The following is an 11841-nucleotide window of genomic DNA, read 5'->3' as shown; positions in this document are numbered from 1 at the left end:
CTGCTACTTAGGAGCATACATTGAGCTACGAATGGCTTGCCTTGTTGGCCGCCTGCCTTTGGGCTGGCACCAGCTTAATTTCGGTCACTCCCAGTCGCCACTTAGGCGCCTTTGCCTATAGCCGTTGGCGCATGGGCTTGGTGAGTTTTATGCTGATTAGCGCCAGCTTATACAACAACCAGTGGCAATACATTAGTTTGCAGCAAGCCAGCTGGTTCGCTCTATCCGGTTTTGTCGGGGTATTTGTTGGCGATACTGCATTATTCGCTTGTATGAATCGCTTTGGGCCACGCCGAGCCAGCTTACTGTTTGCCTGTCATGCGGCCTTCTCAGCCTTGTTTGGGGTATGGCTATTCAATGAACAATTACTGGGCTGGTCCTTGTTAGGCGCAGCTTGCTTATTTGGCGGGGTATTACTGGCGGTAAGCTTTGGTCGACGCGCCGAACAACACAGTTGGGAGAGTATTACCGGTCCAGTGTACGTGGGCTTGGCCTTGGGTCTCGCCGCGGCGCTGTGTCAAAGCATCGGCACGGTGATGCTAAAACCACTGATGAGTCAGCCAGAATATAGCCAAATTGATCCGGTAGCAGGCTCGGCTATCCGTATGCTCAGCGCATTCATCGCCCATTGGCTGTTTTGGCTCAGTGGCCATAAGCTAGCGCGAGCGCAACGCCCGCTCAACCGTCGCTTATTTGTGATGATCGCCAGCAATGGTTTTTTGGCTATGGCCGTGGGCATGACCTTGATGCTATTTGCGCTGCGTTACGGCGACGTATCGGTAGTGGCCTTGTTATCTTCCACCTCTCCAGTACTCGTGCTACCGCTGCTGTGGCTGGTCACCAAACAAGCCCCCACTCGCTCGGCGTGGTTTAGCGCCGGCCTAGTTGTCATTGGCAGTGGCTTATTGATCTTTTCCTAGGCAATAAAACCAGCAACTCACTGACGGTTTATACCGTCAGCGAGCTACGGAGCAAGAGGAATTATTCGGCTAACCATTGAGCCACATCTTTGGCGAAATAAGTCAGAATGCCGTCGGCACCGGCGCGTTTAAAGGCTAACAAAGACTCCATCACCACAGGGCGTTCAGCCAACCAACCATTTTCAATGGCCGCTTTATGCATGGCATATTCACCACTCACCTGATAAGCGAAAGTAGGTACGGCAAAGGTATCTTTAACCTGGCGAACAACGTCTAAATACGGCATGCCGGGTTTTACCATCACCATATCGGCGCCCTCTTCAATATCTAGCGCCACTTCATGCAAGGCTTCCTGGCCATTGGCCGGATCCATCTGATAAGTCTTCTTATCACCGCCTTTCAAATTAGCCGAGCTGCCAACCGCATCGCGAAATGGGCCGTAGTAATGAGAAGCATATTTTGCCGAGTAAGCCATAATCATGGTGTTATGGTACCCAGCCTCTTCTAGCGCTTCGCGGATCGCCGCAATGCGTCCATCCATCATATCGGAAGGTGCTACCACATCGGCGCCAGCGGCAGCATGTGATAGTGCCTGCTTCACCAATACTTCGGTGGTCACATCATTTTGTACGTAACCTTGGGCATCAATGATGCCATCTTGACCATGCGTGGTGAAAGGATCTAAAGCGACGTCGGTCATCACTCCTAACTGAGGAAAGGCCTGCTTCAAGGCACGCACCGCTCGTTGCGCCAAGGCGTCTTCAGCATAGGCTTGCTCGGCCAGCAATGATTTATGTTCACTCGGCGTCACTGGAAATAAGGCCACCATTGGCACGCCCAAGGCCACTAAGTGCTCCGCTTCTTTAACTAGTAGGTCGATACTAAAGCGCTGAACCCCCGGCATAGAGGCCACCTTTTCGGTTTTATTCTCGCCCTCAATCACAAACATTGGATAAATCAAATCATCTACCGAAAGCTGGTTTTCACTAGCTAAACGACGAGAAAAATCAAAACGACGAATACGACGCATACGGGTGGCAGGAAAAGCTCTTGATACGCTCACTTAGCGCTCCTTACTGGTTATCTTTATACATCTAGGGCTACTTTAAGCGCCTAGCTCTACACGAGCAAGTGCCGCGCCCACTTTTACCCACTCCCACCAGCAACAGCCCAAGCCCACAGTTTAACACTAGGTAAAAAAGGAAAACGTTTCCACCTTGACCTAGATTTGCTAAATTAGGGTCTTTGTTAGCCTCAAGCATGGGTCTAGCTAGCCTATTTTTTCAGTCCTATCACTTAAGCAATATGGAGCATACATGGCCACTATAAAAGACGTCGCTGCCGCCGCCGGCGTATCCGTTGCCACGGTTTCGCGAGTGGTCAACAATGGTCCTAAAGTGAGTGCCAAAAACCGTAAACTGGTTAAGCAGGTTATGCTGGATTTAGGCTATCGCCCCAATGCCAATGCCCGCGCCTTAGTAACTCAAAGCAACCGCACCCTTGGACTGGTATTTAGTGAACTCACCGATCCGTTTTTTGCCACCTTGGCCGGTGGGGTCGAAAAGATAGCGCGGAGCAACAATATTCAACTGTTGATCAGTAACGGGCTGGTGAGTGCCGAAACCGAACAACGGGCCATTGAAACCCTATTAGAGCAGCGCTGCGAAGCCATCGTTGTGCACTCTAAGGCCTTAAGTGACCAAACTCTGCTAGATTACGCCGAAGCCGTACCCGGTTTGGTATTAATCAACCGTTATATTCCAGCCATCGCCCATCGTTGCGTATGGTTAGACAACCAAGCCGGCGGAGAAGCCGCCGCCCGCCACTTATTATCTCTGGGCCACCGCAACATTGCTTGCATCACCAGCAACTACGATATTGAAGATCCGCGCTTACGCTTAAACGGCATCCAAAGCGCCCTACAGCAACAGGGCTTACCTTTTGATGAGCAAGCCATCGCCAGTGCCGAACCCAATGAAATTGGTGGAGAGCAAGCCGCGCAGAATCTATTGGCTCGAGGTCTTAATTTTACCGCACTCATCGTCTATAACGATGCCATGGCTTCAGGGGTCATTACGGTACTCTGCGACAACGGTTACCGGGTTCCCGAGGATGTTTCGGTGGTAGGTTTCGATGATGTATTATTGTCGCGCTATTTACGCCCCAAACTCACCACCATGCGCTATCCGATTGAAATGATGGCGATGGAAGCCGCCGAGATGGCGCTAAAGTTGGCTAACCAAGAGCCGGTGGCAAGTTTGCATAAATACCTTCCCACCCTAGTGAAGCGCGACTCAGTCGCGCCCCCCAAGGCCTAGGGTTAGGCGCTTAAATACCCAGCTTGTCACGCAGGTTGTAATACACCGCACCCAAAGCGGTAAATGGCACTTGCAAATGACGCCCGCCGGGAAAACGGTAGTGATTTAGCGAGGCAAACACATCGAAACGCTGTGCTTGGTCGCTTAGCACCTCAGCCAGTAATTTACCGGCTAGATGGGTACAAGTTACCCCGTGACCACTGTAGCCCTGCAAATAATAAATATTGCTATCTAGGCGGCCAAATTGCGGCATTCGTGAGTAAGTTAATAGGAAATTACCGGTCCACGCGTAATCCACCGCCACGCCTTTAAGTTGGGGGAACAAGGCCTCAAACTTGGGTCGAATTTGCTTTTCTATAGAAGCCAAGGGTTTAGCGCCATAAACCACGCCACCGCCAAACAACAAGCGCCTATCGGCTGTTAAACGGTAGTAGTCGAGTAAGTAGTTACAGTCTTCAACGCAGTCATTTTCCGCCAACAACTGTTGGCATAGGTCTTCACTCAAAGGTTCGGTGGCCACCACTTGGGTACCACAACGGATCGCCTTATCGCTAAGCTTCGGTTCTAGTTCACCAAGATAAGCATTGCCCGCAAACAGCACATAGTTGGCCGTCACCTTGCCCTGCTCGGTCAGCACTGTAGCCGGTTCACCCGCTTGATAACTCACTACCGCAGACTGCTCGTAAATTTCGCCGCCCAAACTTAAAATGGCTTCCGCTTCACCCAAGGCCAAGTTGAGCGGATGAATGTGGCCGCCCTTCATGTCTAACAAACCACCTTGATAGGCTTGGGTGCCCACCCGCTTGCTCAGTTCGTCCTTATCTAACAGGTGTAATTGGTGATTGCCAAAGCGCTCCCAATTGGCTTTTTGCTCGGCTAAGCCACGCATTTGCTTAGCGTTAAGGGCGGCAAATATCCCCCCTGCTGATAATCACATTCAATGTTGTATTGGGCAATCCGCGAGCGAATGATTTCGCCGCCCTCAAAAATCATTTCATTTAAGGCTTGAGCGGTCTTTTGATCATAACGCTGCTCAATTACGTCCACGTCACGGCTATAGCTATTCACTATCTGCCCGCCATTACGCCCCGTCGCGCCAAAGCCCACCTTAGCGGCTTCTAATACCACCACATGGAAGCCTTTCTCTGCTAAATGCAGCGCCGACGACAAGCCGCTAAAACCGGCGCCAATAATACAGACGTCACAGCGTAGCTGCTTTTGTAACTGAGGAAACTCACGACTATTGTTGCGGCTAGCCGCATAATAAGATTCGGTATGTTGTTGCACGGTCACCTCCTTGATTAGCTAGCATGCGCCGCAGCAGCGGCCACAAAATGACTAAATATCGCCTGAGAAACCGGCTTGGCGCTAGCCTGCCATTCAGGATGCCATTGCACGGCATAAAAGAAGGGATGATCTTGCAGGCGGTAGGCTTCCACTAAGCCATCTTCCGCTTTCGCTTCTACCACTAAACCTTCGGCAAGCCGATTGACGCCTTGGTTATGCAGTGAATTAACCATAATGCTGTCGCTGTCTAGCCATTGCCCTAGCCAGCTAAAGGGTTCTAGTTTTAGGCTATGCTGCTCGGCATATTTAAGCGCAAAGTCGTCGCTCTCTGGCTCGCGGTGTTCAACGCAGCCACCCAGTTGATAAACCTTGTGATGCAAACTGCCACCCAGAGCAACGTTCATTTCCTGAAAACCACGGCAAATACCTAACACCGGCAGACCATGCTGCTTGGCATAAGCCACAATGGCAAAAGCCAGTTGGTCGCGGCCTGGGTCTAAGCGCGGCTCATCATGGGTGGCCCCATATAGGCGGGGCTCTACGTTAGAATGGCTACCGGTTAATAATACGCCATCGAGTTGCGAGAGTACCGCGTGTAGGCTTTCGCCTTGCAGCTGGTGAGGCAAGATAATTGGGGCCGCCCCAAAGTCTGCTATCACATTCAGGTAAAACTCATTAACCGTTTGTACCTGATAAAGCCCTTGCGGCTTGTGGCAAGTAATCACCCCAATTAATGGTTGCTTTGCACCCTGAGACATCGACAAACTTCCTTTTCATCCATTAAACATATAAAGCTAAGGTGGCATAGCAAACGAAGAATGTAAAATATATTTAACACCAATCAACAAAAGAACATTGCAACAACAAACCATATCCATAAAAATCAATCAGTTAAAAATATAAGATTTTGTTTGGCATATTAGTCAGATTAACAATGGAACTTATAATGAACACTTAGACTAAATCTGAATATTTAGAACTAAGCCAAAGCAAAGCCGTGGCAGGCTTTGCCCTTACAGGCTAAAATGGCTTGCCAGTATCAAACGGACCTATGGTGCTTTCTCTCTCATGGCTGAACAAATTAAAATATCGATTAAACTTAAAGCTAAACCGCCGACGGCCTCTGCCCAGCCCATTGTCAGCGCCCCTAAACCCCTTTTGACCTGCGAAAAATTAGCGGCGCAATACTGCTCTGCCTAAGCTTACTCGTTGCCATCATATATTTCGTTCAGCCCTTAACCGCACAATCTATTGAACAAAATGACGGCATGCCCGAGCCGTCTGAGAACGCAGCGGCGCCGATGTCTAACGATGCGGCAGATTTGATAAGCAGTACTAGCGGCCCTCAAAACAATCAGCACAAAGTGCCGCCCAGCGCCTCGCCCAACACCAATAATGCAGCGCAACCAATTAACAGCGAGACCCGTGCTGACACTCTACCACCAGTAAAATCCAGCCCACTGAGTAGCATGAGTCTGCGCGAAGAGAACAACAAGGAAGAGACTCCAGCTGCGCCTAAGCCAACCGAACCAGCCAGTACCGCCAGCAATACGCAAACAACTCATGACCAGCCAGCGGCTAGCTTAAGCAAGCCAGCAGAGTCAGCACCCGCCACCAGCGACCTTGCCAGTATTACCAAGGAACCCAGCCAACATTCGTGGTTCAACCAACAACTGGTGCGGGCGCAGCTAACATCCAACATTAAACAGCGAGAACCACAGGATGAGCTTGAAGGCCTAGACTTAAGCCAGCTTAACAAGCTGTATTTATTTATTGAGTTAAGGCAAATGCAAAGGCAAACGGTAGAGGTACACTGGTATAAACAACAACAGCTACAAGCCTCTGTTGAACTGGCGATAGGCGGTCCACGTTGGCGTACTTATGCTAGCAAACAGTTTGATAAGCGCAGCCGTGGTCAATGGCGAGTCGCCATTTTTCACCAGCAACAATTAATTTTCGAGCAATACTTTAAAGTGCAATAGTCGATTGACAGACTAGCGCCACACAGAGTAATGAAGGTGGAGCCATGGAATTAGAACTGATCCGCAGTGCTTTGGGCTGGGGAGCCCTTATCAACATCGCGGTATTATTATACTGGTTCGCATTTTTAACCCTTGCCCATGACTGGACTTATAAACTGCACGCCAGGTGGTTTAAGTTAAGCGAAGAAAAGTTCGACCGCTTTCACTACTTAGGGCTAGCACTCTATAAAACAGCGATTATCGCGTTTTACTTAGTGCCATACATCGCCCTAAGTATTGTGCTCGATTAGTCGGTGTATAGAACGATGGACTTCGCTTCATTAATTGAATAGCCCGCCGTTGCCACACCTTCTACTGTTTGGATTTGAGTATGAATGGTGCCTTCTACCCACACCGGCTGCCACAAGTCTTCCAGTTGTAAACCCTGACTGTAACGCACATAAACAATTTGATTGGGCGGCGGTGGCGGATAATGCAAACAAGCGCCAAAATAGGGCACCAACAAAAACTCCTTCACCACTTCCCCTTCGCTGTCTAAAGGCACCACAAAACCGGGGATCCGCAAAGACTGACCGTCTAATTCTGGATTCACACTCACGTTAAGGTTTTGCTGGCTAGCCTCTCCTAAGGGCGCATCATGATTGATCTCAGGCATGGCCATTTGTCGTTCATTTTCGGGTAGCAACTGCTCCCAAATGTCGATACCGTCGGCAAATGAGCGCAGGCTCACTAGCAACAACAGCAATAGGTAATGCGTTAACTTCATCTGTATTATTCCTAAATTCTAATGCTCATGCCGTCACTTAAAGAATAGCGATAAGCTCGCCATGCCGGCAGCACTCCAGCAATAAAGCCCACTATCACCACAGCTAATAACAGGTACAGCTGTTGTAGGCTGGGCCAAGTAAGTACCAAGTAAAAGCCAAATTGACTCAATAATAGGGGCTTCGCTGCGGCTAAAATGAGATACATACTCAGTAGGCCCAACAAGGCCCCCAACACGCTTAGCAGCAGTGCTTCTAGCAACAGTAAACCAAAAATGTGTCGCGGTTTCGCGCCCACCGAACGTAATATGGCCATCTCCCTACGGCGCTCTTTTAAGCTCACCATCAAAGTACTTAACATACTCATCAAACCAGTGATCACCACACAAATTGATACCGCTAACAAGGCGCTTTCGGCAATACTTAAAATACCCCATAACTCTTGCAGGGCTACCCCAGGCAAAATCGCCAGCAAGGCTTCGCCTTTATATTCATTGATTTGTCGCTGAAGGCTAAAAATTTGCAACTTAGACTGAGTACCCAGCATCATCGCCGTAATGCTGCTCGGAGTTAGCTGCTGCTCGCTATAAGCTTGCTGCTGAGGTGGTAAATGGATCGCTTCAATGCCGGCTAGAGAGGTGATCACACTGCGATCTACCGGCGTGCCGGTGGGCTGCAAAATGCCACTCACCACAAAAGGGTAATGCTCATGATTAACAAAGCTCACCGCCGCTAAACCATGAGCCACCACTATCTTGTCACCTAAGTGATACTGCAGTTTACGGGCAACTTCAGCCCCCAAAACCACGTCATAGGTATTTTCTAAAGCCCGACCTTGAGCAAAGCGCAGCGGCTGCTTATTGGCATATTGGTAATGCTCAAAGAAACTGTTAGTGGTGCCCATTACTCGATAACCGCGGTGCGAGTCACCTAAAGAGATAGGAATGGCCCATTTTACCGTTGGCTGCTGAGTGATTTGCTGGTAACTATCCCAAGAAATATTATTGGTTGCATTGCCGATGCGAAACACCGAATACAATAACAACTGAGTGGGGCCACTACGCGCGCCTACGATCAAATCAGTGCCAGAGATAGTGGAAGCAAAACTCGACTTAGCCTGAGTACGTAGATTCTCCACTCCCAGTAATAAAGCCACGCTTAAGGCAATGGTTAGCAGGCTTAATAAGGCCGTACCGCGCCGTGCCCAAAGGCTATGCCAAGCTAGATTAAGCAGGCTCATGAGCACCTCCCAAATTTAACGCCGGAAGATCCACCACCTGCTGAAAACGCTGCGCCAAATCTTGATCGTGACTCACCAGTAATAAACTGCTGTCACAGTGCTTTAGCTCGGCCATTAGCAGGTTCATAAAATGTTCTCGGTTGGTTTTATCCAGCGCCGAAGTGGGTTCGTCGGCAATAATTAACTCTGGTGAACCGATCATTGCCCGCGCCGCAGCGACACGCTGTTGTTGGCCGATGCTGAGTCTTCCCACAGGCTGTTGCAGTTGTTTATCGGGTAGCTGTAAATGAGCCAACAAACGCCGCGCCTCTTCCAGCACGCTGGCTGAGCGACTTAAAGCGCGCTGTTTGCGCAACTTAGAAAACTGACAGGCCAAGGCCACATTTTCTAACACCGATAAATAAGGCAATAAATTAAACTGCTGAAATACATAGCCAATATGGTCTGCCCGCAATTGGTCACGCTGGGCCGCCGATAGTGCAGCACAATCCTGCCCCATAAAGCTAATACGCCCTTGCTGAGCACTGATTACCCCGGCAATCAGACTCAGCAGAGTAGATTTACCACAGCCACTGGGGCCGTGAATGAAGGTATGGCTGGCTGCCTTGATGCTAAGGTGGGGGATATGAATGGCCGGGTGAGATTCACCCGGCCACGCAAACACCACTTCATCTAAAGCCAGTAGAGAAGTAGCTTGAGACATCTTAGAGTTTCACCTGATTATTATTGGGACCAAGATCGACAGCCACTTGGCCACGTTCGCTGACGCCCTGAACTCGAATCTTATGTAGATTAGGGAAAGCCTTGAACCAAAGTAGCTCGATGCTAGTTAATTGCTCGGCATCTTGACAACTAAACAAGTAATTCAAGTTTATATCCTGATGGGCTGCATGCTGATGCCCTTCATCATGATCATGCTCGCCGTCGTGCTGGTGCCCGGCATCGTGGTCATGTTCTGCATCGTGGTCATGCCCGGCATCATGCTCATGTTCTGCATCGTGCTCGTGCCCGGCTTCATGATGGTGGTCGCCATCGGCTAATTCACCCCAGTCTTGACTTAAGTTACTTAACTCACACTCTGCTTGATTAAACACAAACAGTTGCTCGATTTGCTGCACTGTCTGTTGAGCCGCTTGCAAAGTCTGCCGCTGCTGCTGATTAACCGGAGCATGCTCAAAGCCAAGTAAGTTGTCGGCTGGAGTATGCAGCTCTATTTGTAACTCACTGCCATTGGCAGCAAAAAATAACTCTGCCACACCATGTTGGTGAGCAGATTGGGCGCTAACCGCACCCGAGAATAGGCCAACAGAGCCTAAGAAAATTGCGCGTAATTTCATTGTAAGTTCCATGTATAACTAAATATAAACAGCCTTAAGCGGCAAGCTTAGATAAAGCTTGGGGCTTGGCTCAAAACGGTATCTCGATTAGTTATATGCAGGCGGGGCGCGCGCTTGGGCTCGCGCTGGAACTTGATATTGATAAGCACTGGCAGAGAGCACCAGTAAGGCAAACAGCACTAAAGGCACCATTAGCCCTACGCTGCTGGCGACAGCACTAGTTAATTTATGCAGTTGTAAGCAGAGCTGACAGTGCTGATCATCATGACCGGGATCTAGGCGCTCAAGCTGGTGCTCAGCCCAAATAGCAGCCAGCCAAAGTACTGATACAATCAGTACCCAAGTAAGCGCCTTGTGCCAAGTCGATCTGTTCATCTTAAGCTGTTACCCTGCTTTTGCAGCCATTACTATGACTCTAATACTTTCACTTCATAAGAGCCGAACTTACGAATGTTTATCACACCATTGTTAAAGATTAAATACTGACCCTTGATTCCCTGTAGTTGGCCTTCCACTAAAGGATTTTTATCTAGGTTGAAGCTACTGATTTTGCTGGGATATGAGTTCACCGGATAATGTAAATCCAGCACCTCTTGCTCTGGCAAGCGTTCAATAGCATGCTCACCAAAACGCTCTTTTAGCTGCGCTAAAGCCGCCTCAATTTCTGGTAACAAACGTTCCCGCTCGGCCACTAAATCCAATTCCAGCGCATCACCTTTTAACATCGCCCGCCAATTGGTTTTATCGGCAATCAGCTTAGCCAACTCCACTTCCACTAAACCGGAAAGCTGGCGAGTAGCCACTTTTAATATTGGCAAAGCTTGAGTGGCGCCTTGATCAATCCAACGGGTAGGAATTTGCGTATGCCGAGTAATGCCCACTTTTAAGCCAGAGGTATTGGCCAAATAGACGAAGTGCGGGATCATGCAATGTTCATCACCCCATTCAGGCTCGCGACAAGTTCCTTGGTCGTAATGGCATGTTTCCGGCTTCATGATGCACATATCGCAACTAGCCAGCTTCCGCATGCACACAAAACAATAACCTTGGGAGTAACTTTTCTTACTGGCTTTACCGCAGTTACGGCAATTAATCTTACCGGTAAACTCAAAAGAAAAAGATTTTCCTATCAAAGGGTTAAGATGGAGTTCTTGTTCGCCTATGGGGAGGTAGTATTGGATTTGCTCGCCCAGTTCGGCGCGCATTTTTGATAAGTGACCCTGCATCCTGATCTAGCCTTTGCGGTATAAGTTGGGCTGAGCAGTCTAAAGCAAAGCGAGCCACAGTCAAAGCCCAGCTAAAACTTAATATGGATAGTCTTCATCACTGCCTAGGGTCTGAAGCATCAGTGCCCTTAGCTCTCCACTTTCTATCATCTGCAACATCACACGATCAAATTGCTTCTGCAAATACTCGCCCCGCTTATTTGCGGCAAAGCAAAAGGTAGAGCCATATTCCACCACGTTATCAACAATAACTAACTGCTGATAATCACCGCCAAGTTTAAGCAAAGCCTGTTCGATTTCATCTCGATACTCTAGCACCGCATCCACTCGGCCAACGCTAAGTAATTTAATCATCTGCGCTAGGCTAGCGTACTCCTTATAACGCGTGCCAGCGGGAAGCTGATCACGCCAATCATAACCAATCCGCGATACTACATACTTACCGTTTAAATCTAGCGAGGAGCGAAAACCGCTGGCTAAGCGCTGGGAAGTCAGCATGTCTGAACGGTCTACTTCCACCAAGGAGACACCACAGCGCGCGTCATCAAAATCGTCCTCCGAGGCACCAAACACTAAATCGACCTGCTGCTGCTCTAACATCGCAAGGCTGCGCGCATAAGGCATAAAAGTGACACTGTACTGATAACCTGGGAAAGCCCGCTCTAGTAAGGAAAAATAATAGCCACTACCGTCTTTATTGGCGTAATTCGACCATTCTTGGGTCGCTATCATGATAGTGGTACTTGCAGCAAACAAGGGCAAGTGAA

13 protein-coding genes and 1 pseudogene are annotated in these 11841 nt (G+C 49.2%); 4 read left to right on the top strand and 10 right to left on the bottom strand.

Features of this window, described 5'->3' with window-relative positions:
• The first annotated feature begins 20 nt into the window (after positions 1-20).
• Positions 21-920 (top strand): DMT family transporter, encoded by a 900-nt coding sequence (locus AR383_RS13670; protein ID WP_055733637.1) that lies wholly within the window; start codon positions 21-23, stop codon positions 918-920.
• Positions 921-981: 61 nt separating this feature from the next.
• On the opposite strand, the gene hemB is transcribed toward AR383_RS13670, so the two are convergent.
• Positions 982-1983: a porphobilinogen synthase gene (hemB, locus tag AR383_RS13665; protein WP_257720925.1), complete on the bottom strand. Its 1002-nt coding sequence runs from the start codon at positions 1981-1983 to the stop codon at positions 982-984.
• A gap of 253 nt (positions 1984-2236) precedes the next feature.
• Between hemB and AR383_RS13660 the strand changes: the two genes are divergently transcribed.
• Entirely contained in the window at positions 2237-3238 is a 1002-nt protein-coding gene (locus AR383_RS13660; RefSeq protein ID WP_055733636.1) for a LacI family DNA-binding transcriptional regulator, read from the top strand.
• A gap of 10 nt (positions 3239-3248) precedes the next feature.
• Here AR383_RS13660 and AR383_RS13655 read toward each other — a convergent pair.
• Positions 3249-4531, bottom strand: a pseudogene (locus tag AR383_RS13655) (NAD(P)/FAD-dependent oxidoreductase).
• Between the two features lie 8 nt (positions 4532-4539).
• Positions 4540-5283, bottom strand: coding sequence for a gamma-glutamyl-gamma-aminobutyrate hydrolase family protein (locus AR383_RS13650; protein ID WP_055733635.1), 744 nt, complete (start codon positions 5281-5283; stop codon positions 4540-4542).
• A 510-nt stretch (positions 5284-5793) separates the two neighbouring features.
• Here AR383_RS13650 and AR383_RS13645 point away from each other — a divergent pair.
• Positions 5794-6507 carry a DUF2914 domain-containing protein gene (locus AR383_RS13645; RefSeq protein WP_083481606.1) on the top strand — a complete coding sequence of 238 codons (714 nt, stop codon included), beginning with the start codon at positions 5794-5796 and terminating at the stop codon, positions 6505-6507.
• A gap of 44 nt (positions 6508-6551) precedes the next feature.
• Complete coding sequence (locus AR383_RS13640) at positions 6552-6797, top strand: DUF6868 family protein (protein WP_055733633.1); 246 nt, start codon at positions 6552-6554, stop codon at positions 6795-6797.
• Here the strand turns inward: AR383_RS13640 and AR383_RS13635 are convergent.
• From AR383_RS13635 to AR383_RS13605, 7 genes are all read right to left on the bottom strand, one after another.
• Positions 6794-7273, bottom strand: a complete 480-nt coding sequence (locus AR383_RS13635) for a DUF3299 domain-containing protein (protein ID WP_055733632.1) — start codon at positions 7271-7273, stop codon at positions 6794-6796. The two genes, AR383_RS13640 and AR383_RS13635, sit on opposite strands and share 4 nt — an antisense overlap.
• A gap of 11 nt (positions 7274-7284) precedes the next feature.
• Positions 7285-8511 (bottom strand): ABC transporter permease, encoded by a 1227-nt coding sequence (locus AR383_RS13630; protein WP_055733631.1) that lies wholly within the window; start codon positions 8509-8511, stop codon positions 7285-7287.
• Positions 8498-9214 (bottom strand): ABC transporter ATP-binding protein, encoded by a 717-nt coding sequence (locus tag AR383_RS13625; RefSeq protein ID WP_055733630.1) that lies wholly within the window; start codon positions 9212-9214, stop codon positions 8498-8500. The genes AR383_RS13630 and AR383_RS13625 overlap by 14 nt, the downstream gene beginning before the upstream one ends.
• 1 nt (position 9215) lies before the next feature.
• Complete coding sequence (locus tag AR383_RS13620; protein WP_055733629.1) at positions 9216-9848, bottom strand: DUF2796 domain-containing protein; 633 nt, start codon at positions 9846-9848, stop codon at positions 9216-9218.
• A gap of 87 nt (positions 9849-9935) precedes the next feature.
• Entirely contained in the window at positions 9936-10223 is a 288-nt protein-coding gene (locus AR383_RS13615) for a hypothetical protein (protein ID WP_055733628.1), read from the bottom strand.
• 32 nt (positions 10224-10255) lie between these two features.
• Positions 10256-11074 carry a DUF2797 domain-containing protein gene (locus AR383_RS13610; protein WP_055733627.1) on the bottom strand — a complete coding sequence of 273 codons (819 nt, stop codon included), beginning with the start codon at positions 11072-11074 and terminating at the stop codon, positions 10256-10258.
• Between the two features lie 78 nt (positions 11075-11152).
• Complete coding sequence (locus AR383_RS13605; RefSeq protein ID WP_157051742.1) at positions 11153-11806, bottom strand: substrate-binding periplasmic protein; 654 nt, start codon at positions 11804-11806, stop codon at positions 11153-11155.
• Positions 11807-11841 lie beyond the last annotated feature (35 nt).

Origin of the sequence: Agarivorans gilvus, from assembly GCF_001420915.1 — a bacterium.
In the GTDB taxonomy this organism is placed as follows: domain Bacteria; phylum Pseudomonadota; class Gammaproteobacteria; order Enterobacterales; family Celerinatantimonadaceae; genus Agarivorans; species Agarivorans gilvus.
The sequence above is the reverse complement of the archived record's forward strand: the minus strand, read 5'-3'. Positions and strand labels throughout refer to the sequence as shown.

Excerpts from the sequence above, each read along its gene's own strand:
- AR383_RS13660 (WP_055733636.1), top strand. The coding sequence starts at position 2,237 with ATGGCCACTATAAAAGACGTCGCTGCCGCCGCCGGCGTATCCGTTGCC.
- AR383_RS13650 (WP_055733635.1), bottom strand. The coding sequence starts at position 5,283 with ATGTCTCAGGGTGCAAAGCAACCATTAATTGGGGTGATTACTTGCCAC.
- AR383_RS13645 (WP_083481606.1), top strand. The coding sequence starts at position 5,794 with ATGCCCGAGCCGTCTGAGAACGCAGCGGCGCCGATGTCTAACGATGCG.
- AR383_RS13640 (WP_055733633.1), top strand. The coding sequence starts at position 6,552 with ATGGAATTAGAACTGATCCGCAGTGCTTTGGGCTGGGGAGCCCTTATC.
- AR383_RS13635 (WP_055733632.1), bottom strand. The coding sequence starts at position 7,273 with ATGAAGTTAACGCATTACCTATTGCTGTTGTTGCTAGTGAGCCTGCGC.
- AR383_RS13630 (WP_055733631.1), bottom strand. The coding sequence starts at position 8,511 with ATGAGCCTGCTTAATCTAGCTTGGCATAGCCTTTGGGCACGGCGCGGT.
- AR383_RS13625 (WP_055733630.1), bottom strand. The coding sequence starts at position 9,214 with ATGTCTCAAGCTACTTCTCTACTGGCTTTAGATGAAGTGGTGTTTGCG.
- AR383_RS13620 (WP_055733629.1), bottom strand. The coding sequence starts at position 9,848 with ATGAAATTACGCGCAATTTTCTTAGGCTCTGTTGGCCTATTCTCGGGT.
- AR383_RS13615 (WP_055733628.1), bottom strand. The coding sequence starts at position 10,223 with ATGAACAGATCGACTTGGCACAAGGCGCTTACTTGGGTACTGATTGTA.
- AR383_RS13610 (WP_055733627.1), bottom strand. The coding sequence starts at position 11,074 with ATGCAGGGTCACTTATCAAAAATGCGCGCCGAACTGGGCGAGCAAATC.
- AR383_RS13605 (WP_157051742.1), bottom strand. The coding sequence starts at position 11,806 with ATGATAGCGACCCAAGAATGGTCGAATTACGCCAATAAAGACGGTAGT.